This window comes from Cyanobium sp. BA5m-10, from assembly GCF_024346255.1.
Lineage (GTDB): Bacteria > Cyanobacteriota > Cyanobacteriia > PCC-6307 > Cyanobiaceae > Cyanobium_A > Cyanobium_A usitatum.
Genome location: NZ_JAGQCP010000055.1, coordinates 1 through 14,747 on the forward strand (window position 1 = coordinate 1; position 14,747 = coordinate 14,747).

General features: G+C 63.6%; 21 protein-coding genes. 10 read left to right on the forward strand and 11 right to left on the reverse strand.

Annotated features, from left to right (window positions below; translation table 11 throughout):
• The first annotated feature begins 108 nt into the window (after window positions 1-108).
• Both KBY85_RS13745 and KBY85_RS13750 read left to right on the forward strand, forming a co-directional pair.
• Window positions 109-867 (forward strand): SIMPL domain-containing protein, encoded by a 759-nt coding sequence (locus KBY85_RS13745; protein ID WP_254962029.1) that lies wholly within the window; start codon window positions 109-111, stop codon window positions 865-867.
• A gap of 97 nt (window positions 868-964) precedes the next feature.
• Window positions 965-2,122 (forward strand): fatty acid desaturase, encoded by a 1,158-nt coding sequence (locus tag KBY85_RS13750; RefSeq protein WP_254962030.1) that lies wholly within the window; start codon window positions 965-967, stop codon window positions 2,120-2,122.
• A 103-nt stretch (window positions 2,123-2,225) separates the two neighbouring features.
• Here KBY85_RS13750 and KBY85_RS13755 read toward each other — a convergent pair whose 3' ends face one another.
• On the reverse strand, window positions 2,226-2,369 hold the full coding sequence (locus tag KBY85_RS13755) for a high light inducible protein (RefSeq protein WP_106501671.1): 144 nt from the start codon (window positions 2,367-2,369) through the stop codon (window positions 2,226-2,228).
• Window positions 2,370-2,426: 57 nt separating this feature from the next.
• Between KBY85_RS13755 and KBY85_RS13760 the strand changes: the two genes are divergently transcribed.
• Entirely contained in the window at window positions 2,427-3,014 is a 588-nt protein-coding gene (locus KBY85_RS13760) for a PAP/fibrillin family protein (RefSeq protein WP_254962031.1), read from the forward strand.
• Window positions 3,015-3,019: 5 nt separating this feature from the next.
• Window positions 3,020-3,433, forward strand: a complete 414-nt coding sequence (locus tag KBY85_RS13765; protein ID WP_254962032.1) for a VOC family protein — start codon at window positions 3,020-3,022, stop codon at window positions 3,431-3,433.
• Here the strand turns inward: KBY85_RS13765 and KBY85_RS13770 are convergent.
• On the reverse strand, window positions 3,426-4,262 hold the full coding sequence (locus KBY85_RS13770; protein ID WP_254962033.1) for a PfkB family carbohydrate kinase: 837 nt from the start codon (window positions 4,260-4,262) through the stop codon (window positions 3,426-3,428). The genes KBY85_RS13765 and KBY85_RS13770 overlap by 8 nt on opposite strands.
• 64 nt (window positions 4,263-4,326) lie before the next feature.
• Here KBY85_RS13770 and KBY85_RS13775 point away from each other — a divergent pair, with 64 nt between their 5' ends.
• From KBY85_RS13775 to KBY85_RS13785, 3 genes are read left to right on the forward strand one after another with little or no spacing between them, the layout of a single operon-like run.
• Window positions 4,327-4,917 carry a PCC domain-containing protein gene (locus KBY85_RS13775; protein ID WP_254962034.1) on the forward strand — a complete coding sequence of 197 codons (591 nt, stop codon included), beginning with the start codon at window positions 4,327-4,329 and terminating at the stop codon, window positions 4,915-4,917.
• Window positions 4,914-5,480, forward strand: coding sequence for a hypothetical protein (locus KBY85_RS13780; RefSeq protein WP_254962035.1), 567 nt, complete (start codon window positions 4,914-4,916; stop codon window positions 5,478-5,480). Before KBY85_RS13775 ends, KBY85_RS13780 begins: the two co-directional genes overlap by 4 nt.
• Window positions 5,477-6,055, forward strand: a complete 579-nt coding sequence (locus KBY85_RS13785; RefSeq protein WP_254962036.1) for a rhomboid family intramembrane serine protease — start codon at window positions 5,477-5,479, stop codon at window positions 6,053-6,055. Before KBY85_RS13780 ends, KBY85_RS13785 begins: the two co-directional genes overlap by 4 nt.
• A 10-nt stretch (window positions 6,056-6,065) precedes the next feature.
• On the opposite strand, the gene KBY85_RS13790 is transcribed toward KBY85_RS13785, so the two are convergent.
• Window positions 6,066-6,578, reverse strand: coding sequence for a tryptophan-rich sensory protein (locus tag KBY85_RS13790; RefSeq protein WP_254962037.1), 513 nt, complete (start codon window positions 6,576-6,578; stop codon window positions 6,066-6,068).
• Between the two features lie 7 nt (window positions 6,579-6,585).
• Between KBY85_RS13790 and KBY85_RS13795 the strand changes: the two genes are divergently transcribed.
• Window positions 6,586-6,930: a hypothetical protein gene (locus KBY85_RS13795; RefSeq protein ID WP_254962038.1), complete on the forward strand. Its 345-nt coding sequence runs from the start codon at window positions 6,586-6,588 to the stop codon at window positions 6,928-6,930.
• Here KBY85_RS13795 and KBY85_RS13800 read toward each other — a convergent pair.
• The 4 genes from KBY85_RS13800 to KBY85_RS13820 form a co-directional block, all read right to left on the reverse strand.
• Window positions 6,900-7,778 carry a GNAT family N-acetyltransferase gene (locus KBY85_RS13800; protein WP_254962039.1) on the reverse strand — a complete coding sequence of 293 codons (879 nt, stop codon included), beginning with the start codon at window positions 7,776-7,778 and terminating at the stop codon, window positions 6,900-6,902. The two genes, KBY85_RS13795 and KBY85_RS13800, sit on opposite strands and share 31 nt — an antisense overlap.
• Before the next feature lie 5 nt (window positions 7,779-7,783).
• Window positions 7,784-8,479, reverse strand: a complete 696-nt coding sequence (locus tag KBY85_RS13805) for a hypothetical protein (protein WP_261359653.1) — start codon at window positions 8,477-8,479, stop codon at window positions 7,784-7,786.
• Window positions 8,480-8,540: 61 nt separating this feature from the next.
• On the reverse strand, window positions 8,541-8,756 hold the full coding sequence (locus KBY85_RS13815) for a Nif11-like leader peptide family natural product precursor (RefSeq protein ID WP_106501664.1): 216 nt from the start codon (window positions 8,754-8,756) through the stop codon (window positions 8,541-8,543).
• Between the two features lie 5 nt (window positions 8,757-8,761).
• On the reverse strand, window positions 8,762-8,926 hold the full coding sequence (locus KBY85_RS13820; protein ID WP_254962041.1) for a hypothetical protein: 165 nt from the start codon (window positions 8,924-8,926) through the stop codon (window positions 8,762-8,764).
• Between the two features lie 131 nt (window positions 8,927-9,057).
• On the opposite strand from KBY85_RS13820, the gene KBY85_RS13825 reads away from it, so the two are divergent.
• Window positions 9,058-9,591 (forward strand): TerB family tellurite resistance protein, encoded by a 534-nt coding sequence (locus KBY85_RS13825; protein ID WP_254962042.1) that lies wholly within the window; start codon window positions 9,058-9,060, stop codon window positions 9,589-9,591.
• A gap of 31 nt (window positions 9,592-9,622) precedes the next feature.
• Here KBY85_RS13825 and KBY85_RS13830 read toward each other — a convergent pair whose 3' ends face one another.
• The 3 genes from KBY85_RS13830 to KBY85_RS13840 are packed head-to-tail and all read right to left on the reverse strand — an operon-like array spanning window position 9,623 to window position 13,282.
• A complete protein-coding gene (locus KBY85_RS13830; RefSeq protein WP_106501661.1) occupies window positions 9,623-9,766 on the reverse strand; it encodes a chlorophyll a/b-binding protein in 144 nt (47 codons plus the stop codon).
• Between the two features lie 40 nt (window positions 9,767-9,806).
• Window positions 9,807-11,672, reverse strand: a complete 1,866-nt coding sequence (recQ, locus tag KBY85_RS13835; protein WP_254962043.1) for a DNA helicase RecQ — start codon at window positions 11,670-11,672, stop codon at window positions 9,807-9,809.
• Between the two features lie 14 nt (window positions 11,673-11,686).
• Window positions 11,687-13,282 (reverse strand): glucose-6-phosphate isomerase, encoded by a 1,596-nt coding sequence (locus KBY85_RS13840; RefSeq protein WP_254962044.1) that lies wholly within the window; start codon window positions 13,280-13,282, stop codon window positions 11,687-11,689.
• Between the two features lie 302 nt (window positions 13,283-13,584).
• Here KBY85_RS13840 and KBY85_RS13845 point away from each other — a divergent pair, with 302 nt between their 5' ends.
• Window positions 13,585-14,283 (forward strand): helicase DnaB, encoded by a 699-nt coding sequence (locus KBY85_RS13845; RefSeq protein ID WP_254962046.1) that lies wholly within the window; start codon window positions 13,585-13,587, stop codon window positions 14,281-14,283.
• A 68-nt stretch (window positions 14,284-14,351) separates the two neighbouring features.
• On the opposite strand, the gene KBY85_RS13850 is transcribed toward KBY85_RS13845, so the two are convergent.
• Window positions 14,352-14,747 (reverse strand): N-acetylmuramoyl-L-alanine amidase (locus tag KBY85_RS13850; protein WP_254962045.1); only part of this gene is annotated, 396 nt, incomplete at its 5' end.

Below are 14,747 nucleotides of genomic sequence, written 5' to 3' on the forward strand. Positions count from 1 at the left end.
CGCCGAGCGCCTTGGCCTCACCCTTGTCTACGAATATCCCTTCGACTAACAGCTTTGAGACAGGCAAGCGACAGCTCAATAGGCTGAATTCAGCTGCTTCCAAGACGAATGAAAATGCAGAGTTGGGCGCTCAGCAGCTGGATGTTTCTCAAGCGGACACCAACACTGGTGTTTGCCATGGCGGTGCTTGGAATCGGGCTCACCACCGCCAGTGGCGTCATGGTGAGGGGCATCCGCAACGCCAACGACACCATCACAGTTACTGGAGCCAGCACCGAGCGAATTACATCCGACTACGTCGACTGGTCGGTGAAGGTCTCCCAGAGCGGGGCCAGCCAGCAAGCTTCATACCAAGGGCTGCAGCCTGCAGTAGAGCAAACAGTGGCCTTCCTCAAGGCCCAGGGCATCGAGGCCGACGAGATGGAGCTCGACTCGGTTAAATCGGAAAAGCAGGAAGTGCGCGATCCCCGCACCGGGGAGCTGCGCTCCACCACCTGGACCAGCACCCAAGCAGTGCTGATCGGCAGCTGGAATGTCGCCAAGATCTATAGAATCTCCGGTCAGATTGGGCAGTTGATCGGCAAGGGCGTGCCTCTCACGATCAACGAGCCGGCTTACACCTACACCAAGCTTGCGGAGAAGCGGGTCGACATGCTGGCAAAGGCCACCAAGGACGCCCGGGCGAGGGCGCGGGCCATAGCCTCGGAAGCCGGTGCCGGCATCGGTGCGATCACAAACGCCGACACCGGCTCGTTCCAGATCACCTCCCCCAACTCAACGGAGACCAGTGACAGCGGCTCCTACGACACCCGCACAATCGAGAAGGACATCACCGCAGTGATGGCCGTGACCTTCAGGGTTGAGTGAATGTGCCTGCAGCGCCGCCGCAGCAGGGTGCAAATACCTATTGTCTCAGAAGCCTTTCGGGGCCGCTTCCATTCCCCCTTGCCCTGCGGCAGCTTCATTGACTCCACCTGTTTCCCTGCCGTCCCTAGCCACCGCGCAGGTCGCCACGCCAGCAGCCACCTATCCCAGCAAAGCTGAGCTGCTTGCCTGCCTGCCCTCTGAGTTAACCCAGATCAACCCGGTTAAAGCCTGGGGAAGTCTGGCCATGTCCCTGGGCCTATCTGTTTTGGCCTATGGCGTGGGAACCCTGATCCCCCTGCAGCTCAGCGCTGCACCCCTCTGGCTGCTCTACGCCGTGGTCACTGGAACAGTGGCGGGAGGTTGCTGGGTAATTGCCCATGAGTGCGGTCACCGTGCCTTCCATCCCAACCCCCGCGTCGAAGCGGTGGTGGGATTTGTGCTTCACAGCTTGCTGCTTGTGCCCTACTTCAGCTGGCAGCGCAGCCATGCCGTGCACCACGCCAACTGCAACCACCTCGAGGCAGGTGAAACCCATGTGCCGCCTCGCTCCGATTCCAGCTCGGGACGCTTCGTGGCTGGAACAAGACGGCAGCTGGGCCAGGGCCTCTACGGCGTGGCCTCCCTGTTCACCCACCTGGTGCTGGGTTGGCCCCTTTACCTGATGTTTGGTGTTGCCGGCGGCGAAGAGTACGGCAGCCCCACCTCCCATTTCACTACGGCTGCACCCTTCCGCAACGGTGGGCGCCAGCTATTTCCCGACTCCTGCCGTCGCCTGATGGTGATCTCAAACCTCGGCCTGCTGGCGATGGTTGCGGTACTGGTGTGGGCTTCCATCCACTTCTCCCCGGCGAGAGTGCTACTGGTGTACGGCCTGCCCTATCTGGTGGTCAACGCTTGGTTAGTTAGCTACACCTGGCTACAGCACACCGATACCGATATTCCCCACTTCTCCACCAGCGACTGGAATTGGGCAAAAGGTGCTCTACAGACGGTGGATCGTCCTTATGGCCCCCTGCTCAATCTGCTGCATCACGGCATCGGCTCAACCCATGTGTGCCATCACATCAACCCGAGAATCCCTCACTACAACGCCTGGCGGGCCAACGCCTTACTCAAGCAGCGTTTTCCCGAGCTAGTTCGCTACGACCCCACTCCTATCCATCGCGCCCTATGGCGGGTTGCAACTCAATGCACAGTAGTTAGTCAAACTGGAGTGAATGGTGGCTTCTATTACAGTTCGAGGCCAGCTAGCTAGACCTAGCCAACTGCCCATTAAAAAAGCCCGGAGCAAGAGCTTCGGGCTTTTATTTTAGGGATTAAAATTACTGGTAAAAACCAGAGACTTTGAGCTCTGGCAATCAGCCCAGGCCCAGTTGAGCAGCGATGCTTTGGCCGGTGAGCAGCTCGGTGCCAAGACCAATCACAAAGCCCATCATGGCCAAGCGGCCGTTCCAGGTCTCAGCAAAAGCAACAAAGCCGAAGCGGGGGGTGGATTCGGTCATGAGTGTTGAGGAATGTTTCAACAACTATAACTGGTTGTAAAGACGTCGGCCACCTGGATGTTGAAAGCAAGAGAGGAGCTGCTGGTCCTGTTGCGTAGTGGCGCCAGGGGGGAAGCCCAACGCCAGGGGCCGCGGGTGCGGGAGCTGATTCTCGAGCTCGAGCGCACCTCTCCAGTGGATCTCGCCGGCCCAGGTGCCCTCGAACTGCTGGAGGGGGTATGGGAGTTGCGCTGGAGCAGCAGCAGCCAGCCCTATCTCCAGGCTGTGCCATGGCTGGAGAACCTGCAGATCCTGGCTCCATCGCGGGGGCGCGCCCTGAATCTGTTGAGGCCGCCAGGACAGCTGGCCGGCCTGGGTGGCATAGCTGTAGAGGCCACCATCCAGCTCGAATCAAGCCCTGGCGATAACAGCTCAACTCCACAGCAGCGGGTGCAGGTTCGCTTCCAGCGCGGTGGCTGGCGCGGTCCCCGGCTGGGCACCACACGCTTACAGCTGCAACGGGAGGTGCAGCAAAGCTTTCCAGCCTGGCTCGACATCACCGTGCTCACCGAGGAGCTGAGGCTGTGCCGCGGCAACGCCGGCACCATCTTTGCCCTGCTGCGTCGCCCCGATCTGGCCGTTGCAGACTTTTTAGGCAATCAATAAAAACGGTGCAAAACACCCCAAGCCTGAGCAGCTCCCTGGTGCTGGCTGCAGACAATCCCCCTGCCCTGGCAAGGTTTTACGCCGATTTGCTGGCGGTAGAGCCCCTACAGGGGCTTGGTGCCAGCCATTGGCGAGTGCCCTGGCCCGCCGGTGGCTTCCTGGAGATCTACGCCCCATCCCAGAGCCGGCCCCAAGAGAAGCAACCCGGCCGGCTAGCAACGTGCCTGCAGCGCAGCGTGGCTGGCGGCAACAACGACGCAGCTGCCATGGCCCTGCTGCAGGCCTGGCTGGCGAGCGCCATTGGGCTGGGCGCCACGCTTCTGGACGGTCCGCGCCAGGAGGCCTTCGGAGTGGAGGCCTGGCTGCTTGATCCGGAGGCAAACAGGCTGCTGCTGCTTGTGCAAAACCAGGTCAGTTAGGGCGGGCGTAGGGACCAAAGGCAACGGCGCACTCGGCGCCGCAGCGGGCGCCCAGGTCGATTGCTGCGGCGACGCTCCAACCAGCCGCCAGTCCCGCCATCACCCCGGCTGCAAAGCTGTCGCCGCAGCCATAACTGTCGACCGGCGGGGCCGCCAGGGCCTGGGCAGAGAAGCGCCCGCCGGGTTCGCTCCAGCCACCAGCCGCCCCTTCGGTGGCGATTCGCAGTCGCGGGGGGCGCGATAGGGCGCCAGCAGGCACCTGCTCACCCGGATCGAGGGCGCTGCCGATCAAGGCATCGCAGCTCACTCCGCTGGCCTCCAAGAGCGGCAAGCCAACCCGTGGCGTGGCGCCGAGCAGCCGGGCCCGGCGGCATTGCTGCAGAGCTGCCGCGTCGGCCGCGGTCACAAAGACGCCATCGCAGTCAGCCAGATCAGCCCAGGGGAGTGGATCCCTAGCCAACGGGGCCAGTCGCTCGCCGATCACGGTGATGCTGCGGTCACCGGCCCGATCCACAAAGCTCACCCCCCGGCGGGTTGGGGCATCCCGCCAGGCCACCTCAAGATCAAGACCCAGCTCCGTGAGCCGTTCCGCTGAGCGCTCGCCGGTGGCGTCCCGGCCCAGGGAGGTGAAAAACCGCACCCGCTTGCCGCTGAGACGGGCCAGCTGCACCGCCACCACCGCCCCACCACCGGCGGGTTCCTCCAGAAAGGCGGTGGCCCGGTCGATCGAACCAGCAACTGGCAGCTGCTCCACTGCCACAAAGCTCACCCACTCCACATGACCCACCACCGCCAGGTTGAGGGCAGCGAGGGCGGAATCCGGGGCCATGGCAACAGGGCAACCTCACCAGCATGGGCCGGCGTAGCCTTGCCCCCACCTATCTATATCTGCCATGCGTGCCGTGCCGCTGCACCTCGAAGCCGGCAGTGACGTGCGGCGCAGCCTGGAGCAGCTGGCCCTTGAGCACAACGCCGGCGGCTTTGTGCTGAGTGTGGTGGGCAACCTCTCCCAAGCCGCCTTTGCCTGCCCTGGCAAAAGCGCACCCACGGTTTTGGCTGGCGAGCTGGAGATCATCACCCTGCAGGGCACGATCAGCCCGGATGGGGTGCACCTGCACCTGAGCTTCTCCGATGCCAGCTGCCAGGTGTGGGGCGGCCACCTCGAGCACGGCACCCTGGTGTTGCGCGGCGCCGACCTGCTGGTGGGCCTGCTCAGCACCGGCACCAGCCCAGCACCTAGTGCATCGCCGACCACATCAGCCAGCAGCGAACCGCGAGTTGAAATCGCCGGGCGGCCGGAATGCCCCTTTTCGCGCCGGGCCCTACGCATGCTGCGCACCCTGGGCATTGCCTTCGTGGAAATCGAACCCGACGAGTCGGGACCGGTGCCCCAGCTCTACATCGATGGCGTTTCTATTGGTGGCTACAACGAGCTGGCCGAACTGCACAGCCGCGGCGAATTAGACGCGCTGCGCAGCCTGTGAGCCCCGAGTTTGGGGTTGGCATGCTGCAGCTAGGCACCACTAAGGGCTGTGGCCTGGCCATCGGCGCCTATCCCCACTTCAGCTACGACGCCAGCGGCGGCGGCGGAACCGGTGAGCTCGGCCCCAGCCCAGCTGGCGGCCCGCGAACCGTGAGCTTCGAGCCCGCCAGGCTGTTGATTCCGCCACTCAACTGGCGCACCACCCGGGTGCTGGGGCTGCCCCTGCCCCCGGGCCTGGAGATCGCCATCGCCCCTGAGCAGCTGGCGGGCAGCATTGATTCAGCAACAGGTGCTGTTCAACTGCACTTCCGGGCCCGCTTTCGCTTCCGCATTGCCGGGCTCTACCGCGCCCCCGACCTGCTGATCGAAACCCTGCTCAGCACGGGCGCAGCCCAGGGGCAACGCCACCGGGCCATGGGCCAGCCCCTCAGCGCCAATGGCACGGCCCTGCTGGTGGGGGTGGCAAGAGTGCCACCGTGCGGGGACCCCTGGCTGGATCGTCTGCTGGGCCTGCCTGATGAAGCCCTTGCCATGCTGCGCTGCAGCTTCAAGTGCGAGCCGTGAACGAATCTCTACCCCAACGTCTGGATCGCTTGATCGCCCGAGCCGGTTTCAATCTGCTGCTTCCGCCGCTGATCTTGCTGATTCCCTGGCTCCAGGAGCTGGTTGACCAGCTGGTTTTCGGTGGCAACTGGAACCTGCCGATGACGCCCGGAGGCTCCTTCCTCGGGGTGCTGACAGCCCCCTTCAGCCATAGCGGTTTTGGCCATCTCCTGGGCAATTCGCTCACCTTTCTGCCCCTCTCCTGGCTGGTATTGCTGCGCGGCCGCCGCGACTATCTGGCCGTTTGGTTGGGGGTTTATGCCACGGCTATTCCGGTATGGCTGCTCTGGCCCAACGGCAGTCACGGACTCTCCGGGGTCGTGTACGGGCTGCTGGGCTACCTGCTGCTGATCGGCTGGCTGGAGAAGCGGCCCCTCTCCCTGCTCCTTTCAGTGCTGGCCCTGGTCACCTATGCGGGGGTGCTGCCCAGCCTGCTGCCGATTTTTTCACCGCCAGGCGTGAGCTGGATCGGCCACCTCAGCGGTTTTGGCGGCGGCCTACTGGCGGCCCTGGCCGTGGCTCGCGAGTCGCCATAGGTGACCAGGGCTAGCGGTTGAGCTGACGCATCTGCCAGGTAACCCAGGTGCCCACCGGGCTCCAGAGCAGGTAAGGCAGCAGCAAACCAGCCGCCAGCATGCTCTCGCTAGCCACAGCAACGGTGAGGGCAATGCCCCACACCCAGCCAGAAAAGCCAATGACCGTGCCCCTGCCCAGGCTGCGGCTACGGCAAATCACAAGCGTGTAGCTCTGCACCAATACCAACTGCACCAGGAAAGCCGCCATCCACAAGCCGCTCCAGCTGGTCTGCCAGGTGAGCCAAGCCGAGATGTAGAAGCAGACGTAGATCAGCAGCCAAATCACGGGAATCAAGCCCTCAAACACCAGCCAGCGCGGGCGGCGCAGCCGCATAAACCAGGCAAAATCCTGCCGGCTTGGATTAAGGCCCCACGCCACCGCCACAATCACCAACAGAATCACCAGGGCGGCGAGCACTGCAAAAAGAATCAGCGGCACTCCAGCCTGCAGGTTCAACGCCCGCGATGCAGCAAACCAGGCCACGCCAACAATGACCCCAACCAGCAATCCAGATCAAGCCAGCCAAGAAGCAATTCTTGCCGCCTCCAGCCCCTGGGTGGCCGTAGTGCTCAACCTGGTGCCTGGTTTAGGTACGGGATACATCTATCAACGCCGCTGGCGGGCCTACTGGATCAGCTCAGGCCTGGCAACGGCCTGGTTTGTGGCGGGAGGTGTCCTAAGCCAAAACGTGGACGAGGTATTGATGCCCGATTTGGTGCAGCAAAATCAACTGATCGGCCTAGGCGGCCTGCTGCTGCTGGCTGTTGTTACTGCAACGGAGGCTGGCCTCGCCGCCCGCCGCGCTCAGCCCAGCTCCAGGCAGGCCAACCCGTAGACATCGCCAAGGGGAACCGGCGGCAGGCTGCCCCGGTACATCCTCAGCGTCTCGGCGACCACCGCAAAACCCAACTGCAGCAGCAGGGCCCCTGCCTCCGGATTGGCGGCAGGGGCATCGATTAACACCACGCCGGCATGGCGGACCATCAGGGCGTTGAGAAGCTGGGCCGCCAGGGCAGGCGTGTCGGCTAGCAGGGGCCCTATCCGCCAACCCTCGCCTCGATGCAGCAGGCAGGGCCGGATTCGGCCAAAGCCGTGGCATGAGCCATCCGGGCCGATCAGGGCCAGCACCGTGCCGGCCGGATGGTGCAGCCAGTCGGCGAGGAAGTGGGGCCGGGGGCTGAGCTCCCGCTGGGCGTCATAGGCCTGCACGGCCCTGTCGGGTATGGCACTTCCCTCAAGCAGGCTCAGGCCCTCTGGAGTAGCGGCGGGCGGGAGGTTGCCATCACTGATCCGCTGCCAGCGCTGGGTTGGCGACGCCGGCGCAAACCCCCAACTGGCGTAGTCACCGATGCGATCGGGGGCGGCCTCAATGCCGATGCAAGTAAGGCCCTCCAGATGCTGCAAGGCCCGCTGCCAAAGCTCACGGCCAAATCCCTGCCCCCGGTGCTCTGGTTGCACCAAAAACATGCCGATGAAGCCGTATTCGGCGTTGTACCGGACCCCGGCAATACAGCCGATTGGACGACCGTTTAGGCAACCAACCCAGAGCCCCTGGCGGTCGGTATGGCGGTAGATGGCTACGTCTCCCTGGCCCGGCGCGAAATGTTCAGCACGGGCCAAGGCGGTGACGTCGGCGAGATCGCCCTTCTCCAGGGCCCGAATCCGCAAAAGGGATGGGGCCACCCCGCTCAGTTGGAGCCGTAGGCGATGTGGCAGCTGGCATTGAGCACCTGGGCCTGGTCGGCCGTGGTCGGTGCCATGCCATTGATCAGCCCCTGCTTGCAATCGCTGGTGGCTGTCATCAGGGGCATACCGGCAACGCCGTAGGCAAACTGAACTCGATTAGGTGGCAGCGCTTGAACCGAGCCGTAGTCGAGCTGCAGGCTGGTTTGGGGCACCACGATCACGGTCGACTGCTGATACGTAGCTGCATTAACAGCACTGGTGATCGCAGCAGCCGTTGCCAAGCTGCCCACTCCCCAGGCCACTGAACTGGCTCGCCACCAGGGCCAGGCCGCTGGATAGGGCCGATACCAGCCGGTGCTCCAGGTGCGCGACGACCAGTAACCCCCTTGGCGGCCCCAGGCCGGATTCCAGGCAGAGGCCCCTGGGGCGCGGGTGAAACCAGCGCCAGGGGCACCCCAGCCCACACCAGGGCGAGCTCCCGCTCCGGGCGCCCCTACTCCGGGTGCTCCCACACCAACGCCCGGTCTCGTTCCGGCGCCAGGAGCACCCCAGCCCGCCCCTGGACGCACCCCCGCACCGGAGCCTGCCCCGCCAAAGCCGCCGCCGCCCATGGGGCGGGCCAGAGCGGTGAAGCTGCCCGCAGCTGCTACGACGAGCCCTAAGCCAATCGCCGTGATCAGTTCCGTCCGCTTGGCCATGGTGTTGTTTCCGGGTTGCTTAAAGGTCGTCTAGCCGCGAACGAAGCCCGCGGCACGGCAGCTAGTTGTATTCCCCGGGCAGGTCCTGCTTGGTAACCGTTACGCGACCTACTTTTTTGCCTGAAAGCCGCAGCAGCTCGTCGCCGGAAAATTCAAAGCCCAGGCCTGCCCCGATCTTGGCCACATCATCCGCAGTAGCAGCGGCTTGCACGGCTTGCCGAAGCGACTGGTCATCCTGAACCTTGCCCAGGAAGGCCTTCAGCTGATCGAGGGACATGGGGTCTAGTCGACAGTGCGATCCAGAATTGCGACCACATCTTGATCGACCTGGGCCAGCCGCTCGAGCACTAGCTGCAGATCAAGGGCGGTGAGCTCGCCATCGGGCTGCCATTTGAGGCAGGTGCGTCCCAGGCAGCTGGTTGTCAAACCTTGGGTGGTGTGGACCATGGCCCACCTCGGTTGTGTGTTCAATTCATCATCATCTGGATTGCTGCCCTTGGATGCCCCCATCTGGGGGTGATTTCCACAGAAACAAGCCAAGGGCTGGTCAAAATGGCGCAAAAGCCATCTCCTGCACCATGACCCTTGAAACCGGGCCCAGTAGCTCGCAGCGCGATCGTCAGCTTGACCTGCTCAGGGTGGTTTGCTGCGTGGCCTGGGCCGATGGCGATGTTTCCGCAGACGAAAAGCGGCTGCTCGAGAAACTCGTGGCCAAGTACTTCCCCTCTGGAGATGGCTCGGGGGCAAACCAGGAAGCTGCGCTTCAGCTAGCTGCCTGGACAGTTGACTCTTCAGTGCTGGAAGAAGTGATTCCCAGGCTCACTAGCGGGGAAGACCGGGCTCTGGCCCTGAAGCTCAGCTACATGATGGCCAAAGTGGGCCAACGCCCTCAGGACAGCTCGCCGATCAACCCAGCAGAAAAAGTTCTTTACCGGCAGCTGGTGGAAGCTCTTGGCCTAAGCGAATCTGAAGTGGCAGAGGCCGAGTGGGCCGCTGAACAGGAGCTGTCCAGCGGCAAAGGAATATGGGCTGTCCTAGGGGCAGCCTTTGCAGGTCTCGGTGCCTGGCCCAGCCAGGAAATGCTGGAAACCCCGGGCATGCAGTGGCTTTGAAGCCAGCTAGCTGATCAGGCCCGATCGGGACTCAGCCCAGACCGATCTGGCTCAGGATGCCCTGGCCAGTAAGCAACTCGGTACCCAAACCGATCACGAAACCGAGCATGGCCAGGCGGCCATTCCAGGTTTCAGCAAAGGCAACGAAGCCAAAGCGGGTTGTGGAGTCAGCCATGAAAAGAATCCTTAAGGAAACGTGAACCAAATGTAACGCCTCATGAAGCTGGCGTTTGTGTCCCCTGATGCAAAAGGGCAGCATCCAAGCTCGCCAGCAATGCCGCGCCATAGCGATCGAGCTTGGCCTGGCCTACACCGCCGATCCCAGCCAGCTGCTCCAGGGAGCGGGGCCGGCGGGCCACCACCTCCACCAGGGTGCGGTCGTGAAACACCACGTAGGGCGGCACCCCCTGCTGCCGAGCCTGCTCGCGGCGCCAATCCTTCAGCGCCTGCAACACGAGCGCCTCGTCAGGGTTCAGCTCTGCCGCAGCAGGAGCGGGGCTCACCCCAGGCTGGCGGCTGCGCTCACGCTTCGCTGGCGGCAGCCTTAGCAGTAACTGGGTCTCACCCCGCAGCAACGGCTTGAGCCGCCCGTCCTCGCCGAATCCCAGAGCCCCGTATCGCTCGGAGTCGGCCTGCAGCAACCCCTGGGCCACCAGCTGGCGAAACAGGCTGCGCCACTGGCCGCGATCAAGCTCCTTGCCAATGCCATACACACCCAGCTGCTGGTGGCCGAGCTCGCGAATTCGGGCCGTATCTGCCCCCAGCAGCACATCCACCAAATGGGCGGCACCAAAGCGGCTGCCCGTGCGGTACACAGCCGATAGGGCCTTGCGCACCGACTCGGTGGCATCGACCGCCGTATCTGGCTCTAAGCAGAGATCGCAATTGCCACAGGGCTCGGGCAGGGTCTCACCGAAGTGGCTGAGCAACACCTGACGGCGGCAGCCGCTCGCCTCGGTGAAGCCAATCAGGGCATCGAGCTTGCCGTGCTCAACCCTTTTTTGCTGCTGCTCCGCGTCGGAGTCGTCGATGAAGCGGCGCAACTGGGGCACATCGCCGCCGCCATGCACCATCCAGGCCAGGGCCGGCAGACCATCCCGGCCGGCGCGGCCGGTTTCCTGGTAGTAGGCCTCCAGGCTTTTGGGCAGGTCCACGTGGGCCACAAAGCGCACATCCGGCTTGTCGATGCCCATGCCAAAAGCGATCGTGGCAACCACCACCACGCCGCTATCGCGGCGGAAGCGCTCCAGAGCGGCGCTGCGCACCGCCCCATCCAATCCGGCGTGATAGGCAACGGCGTCATATCCTGCCGCCTGCAGGTCACGGCAGAAGCCATCCACCCGGTTGCGGGAGCGGGCATAAACAATCCCTGAAGCGCCGCGGTGATCTGCGAGCAGCTCAAGCAATTGGCTGCGAACGTCGTCCTTATCGCGCAGCAAATAGCGAATATTGGGGCGATCAAAGCTGGCCAGAAACACTCGCCCCTTCTCCAGCTGCAGCCGGGCACGGATCTCATCTCGGGTGCGGGGATCGGCCGTAGCGGTGAGTGCCAGCCGCGGCACGGCGGGAAATCGCTGGGCCAGCACCGAAAGCTGCAGGTATTCCGGGCGGAAGTCATGCCCCCACTGGGAAACGCAGTGGGCCTCATCAATGGCAAACAGGGCCAGGGGTAGGGCAGCAAGCCGCTCGAGGGTGTCCCCCGCCAGCAAGCGCTCGGGAGATAAATAAACCAAATCCAGTTGGCCCGCCCGCAGCAGGCGCCAGGTGTTGGCGGTTTCCTCAGCGCTACAGCCCGAATGCAGCGCCGCAGCTCGCACCCCCGCCTGACGCAGCCCCTCAACCTGGTCTTGCATCAGGGCGATCAGGGGCGAAATCACCACCGCCGTTCCCGCTCGGCAGAGGGCCGGAATCTGGTAGCAAAGCGATTTGCCCCCACCGGTGGGCATCAGCACCAGGGCCGAGCCACCAGCCACCACATGCTCAACAATCTCCTGCTGGGGCCCGCGAAAAGCTCCATAGCCAAAAACCTCGCGCAGCACCTGCTGGGGAGAGGCAGGGCTCGCCGCAACGGGCTCTGGCATGGGGATTTCCCTGATCAGACCTTGGCGAACTTCATCGCCGCCGGAGCACCCCAGTCACCAGTCACCTGATAGCCGCGGGGATTGGCGCAGAGGTGGCGCAGGATCCAGAACAGGCTCTCTGGGCTGTCCGTGCCCAAGGCCTGCTGCAACTCCTGCAAACTGCGCTCCTGGCCATCACTGAGCAGGGCTTCGAGCCGCTCTTGCAGGGCCAGGATCAGCGCTGCTGCCTTTTTGCCGGCCTCCACCCCAGGCTGGTCGTAGGCGTTGACGTTTACCAGTTCGGCGTAGAGACCGACGGCGCGCTCAAACAGGGCGATCAGGGCACCGAGGGCTGTGGCATCAAAGCGGCGCAGGGTGATCGAGAGGCTCTGGCGGCCCCCTTCCATCAGGGCCGAACGGGTGCCCTGCAGGAAGCCATCGAGGAAGTCGCCAGGGATCTCATCACCGATGGGCGGGATATCGCTGGGCTCTTCCAAGGCCTCGATGAAGGTCACAAAGAAATTGTCGATGCCATCGCGCAGCTGCTGCACATAGGCGTGCTGGTCGGTTGAGCCCTTGTTGCCGTAAACGGCAATGCCCTGGTGCACCACCTCGCCGGCGCGGTCGTGCTTCTTACCGAGGCTCTCCATCACCAACTGCTGGAGATAACGACTGAACACCTCCAGCCGATCGCGATAGGGGAGCACAACCATGTCGCGTTTGCCCTGGCCATGGCCGGCTACAAACCATGCGGCAGCCATCAGGGCAGCCGGGTTATGGAGCAGATCTGACACCCGGGTCAGGGCGTCCATTCGGGCGGCGCCGGCCAGAAAGCCGCGCAGATCGGCACCCACCAGGGCCGCCGGCAGCAGGCCAACCGCACTGGTGATGCTGGTGCGGCCACCCACCCAATCGAACATGTCAAAGCGGCGCAGCCACTGACCGGCCACGGCCACCTGGTCGAGCTTGCTGTCGAGCATGGTGACCGCCACAGCCTGGGCAGCCCACTGCCCGCCCCGGGCCTCGAGCCGAGCCTGGGCTTGCTCCATGCCGATATGGGGCTCAGGGGTGCCGCCTGACTTGCTCACCACCACCACCAAGGTGGTGGCTAGGCGGCCGTCCAGGCCCGCCAAGGTGCGGCTCATGCCGGCGGGGTCAACGTTGTCGAAGAAGTGGAAGGGGAGACCCTGACCCTCTTCCTGCAGGGCGCGCACCATCAGCAGCGGGCCGAGGCCGGAACCGCCAATACCGATCCAAAGCACGTCGGTGAACGGCTGGCCATTGGGAGCACGGAGGCTGCCGTCGAGCACCTCGCGGCCAAAGGTCTCGATCCGCTCCACCTCGGCGTTGATGTGCGCGGTGGTGGCGGCGTCTGGTGCCAGCTCTGGGGTGCGCAGCCAATAATGGCCAACCTGGCGCTGTTCATCCGGATTGGCGATCGCACCAGCCTCCAGGGCCGCCATCGCCGCAAAGGCCAGCTCGAATCGGGGAGCCAAGGCATCGAGATCGGCCTGGCCGATCGCCATGCGACTCACATCGAGCCAGATACCAAGATCGCTTTCATACCAAAGCAAGTCGCAGAAGCGTTGCCATTGGGTCTCGGCATTGGAGCCATCAAAGTTGGCAAGCATGGGCTTGCGGCTCAAGCCGCTCTCGTCGCCAGAACTTAGATCTGACCCCGCCCCAACACCAGCCCCAGCACCAACACGAGGGACGGACGGAAGACCGTTCCGTAGCCAGGGGACTAATCAAGATAAATTCCGTAATATCAAGCCACAATTAATGAGTGTTTGTGCCTATCCCCACCAGCTACCCGCGCTGGCTTGCCCTCGGCAAGCGGCTGGTAGGGGTTCGGCGTCTGACCGGCCTTGCAGCAGCCCTGCTGGCCGTTGCAAGCATTCCCATCCTTAACGGTCCAAAAACGCCCCTGCTACTGCTGGATCCCGGTCTCAGCGGCAGCATCAGCTCAGCTGCTGGCTCTGAGCAATTTGCAGATCCGCTGCAATTTTCACCAGACGAACTCAAGGAGCTGCAGCTCCGATTTGGTGTCCACGGCCCCCAGCCCCGCCTGGCCCAGTTATTCACCAGTGGCATCGACCAATTAGAGCCGCTGCGCAGCCACACCCTGGGGCGCTTGGTAGAGCTTCGTCCCCTGATCCTGGCCGAATCCCAGCGCCAGAGGATCAATCCCGTGTTGGTGGCGGCGGTGTTGTTTGACGAAATGCGGCACGCCAAACCGGGCGAAGATCTGCCCCTGGCAGCCCATTCCGGCTTATTCAGCACCCATGGCCCCGCCCAGCTAAGCCTCGGCGAAATGGTGCACCAGGGCCTGCTGCCGCCCAATGCCTCCGAAGCCGAAATCACCGAGGCCCGCAACCAGCTGCTCGATCCCGAGCGCAACGTGGTGTTGCTGGTGGGCAAATTCGCCCGCCTCAGTCGCGCCCTCGAGCTGCCCCAGCGCCCCCTCCAGGCCAGCGGCAACCCCCGTGACGCCAAGGCCCTAGCGACCCTGGCCTACCTCCACAACGGCAAGCTCGACTATCCCCGCCGCATCTTGCGCACCATGCAGGATCCCGAACTCCATGCCCTGCTCTACGCCACCCGTAAACAGGCCCCGGCTCCGCTGATCTAATCAACTATTTAGCTAATCAACTAATTATCTAATCAACTATTTAATAATTCAATTATTTAATAATTCAATTAACGGTTGCAGAGCAGGCCGAGGTTTTGCATTCGGGTTTGCAACTCAGACCAACGGAAGCTGCGGGGATCAGCTCGCTCGCCGCCCAGGTCCACCGCCCGGTGGGTGGTGATGTGGGAGGCCGGGATGGGGAAACGCTGCATCCAGCCGGCTAGCAGGGCCGCCAGGGCGTCGTATTGGGCTGAGGTGTAACCGCTATGGGCTGGTCCGTCGTTCTCGCCATCGAGGGGCGTTTCCAAGCTGATGTGCAGGGCGAAGTTATTGATCGAGCCACCCACCTTGGCGTTCGTTACTACCCAGCGGCCGTTGAAGGCCGAATTGCCAGCCCCGAAGGCCCGTTTGGAAGGATCGAGCACCTGGACCACCGAGCCATCGCCACCAATCAAGGTGTGGTA

Excerpts from the sequence above, each read along its gene's own strand:
- KBY85_RS13745 (WP_254962029.1), top strand. The coding sequence starts at position 109 with ATGAAAATGCAGAGTTGGGCGCTCAGCAGCTGGATGTTTCTCAAGCGG.
- KBY85_RS13755 (WP_106501671.1), bottom strand. The coding sequence starts at position 2,369 with ATGACCGAATCCACCCCCCGCTTCGGCTTTGTTGCTTTTGCTGAGACC.
- KBY85_RS13760 (WP_254962031.1), top strand. The coding sequence starts at position 2,427 with ATGTTGAAAGCAAGAGAGGAGCTGCTGGTCCTGTTGCGTAGTGGCGCC.
- KBY85_RS13770 (WP_254962033.1), bottom strand. The coding sequence starts at position 4,262 with ATGGCCCCGGATTCCGCCCTCGCTGCCCTCAACCTGGCGGTGGTGGGT.
- KBY85_RS13775 (WP_254962034.1), top strand. The coding sequence starts at position 4,327 with ATGCGTGCCGTGCCGCTGCACCTCGAAGCCGGCAGTGACGTGCGGCGC.
- KBY85_RS13795 (WP_254962038.1), top strand. The coding sequence starts at position 6,586 with ATGACCCCAACCAGCAATCCAGATCAAGCCAGCCAAGAAGCAATTCTT.
- KBY85_RS13805 (WP_261359653.1), bottom strand. The coding sequence starts at position 8,479 with ATGGCCAAGCGGACGGAACTGATCACGGCGATTGGCTTAGGGCTCGTC.
- KBY85_RS13815 (WP_106501664.1), bottom strand. The coding sequence starts at position 8,756 with ATGTCCCTCGATCAGCTGAAGGCCTTCCTGGGCAAGGTTCAGGATGAC.
- KBY85_RS13820 (WP_254962041.1), bottom strand. The coding sequence starts at position 8,926 with ATGGTCCACACCACCCAAGGTTTGACAACCAGCTGCCTGGGACGCACC.
- KBY85_RS13825 (WP_254962042.1), top strand. The coding sequence starts at position 9,058 with ATGACCCTTGAAACCGGGCCCAGTAGCTCGCAGCGCGATCGTCAGCTT.
- KBY85_RS13830 (WP_106501661.1), bottom strand. The coding sequence starts at position 9,766 with ATGGCTGACTCCACAACCCGCTTTGGCTTCGTTGCCTTTGCTGAAACC.
- recQ (WP_254962043.1), bottom strand. The coding sequence starts at position 11,672 with ATGCCAGAGCCCGTTGCGGCGAGCCCTGCCTCTCCCCAGCAGGTGCTG.
- KBY85_RS13840 (WP_254962044.1), bottom strand. The coding sequence starts at position 13,282 with ATGCTTGCCAACTTTGATGGCTCCAATGCCGAGACCCAATGGCAACGC.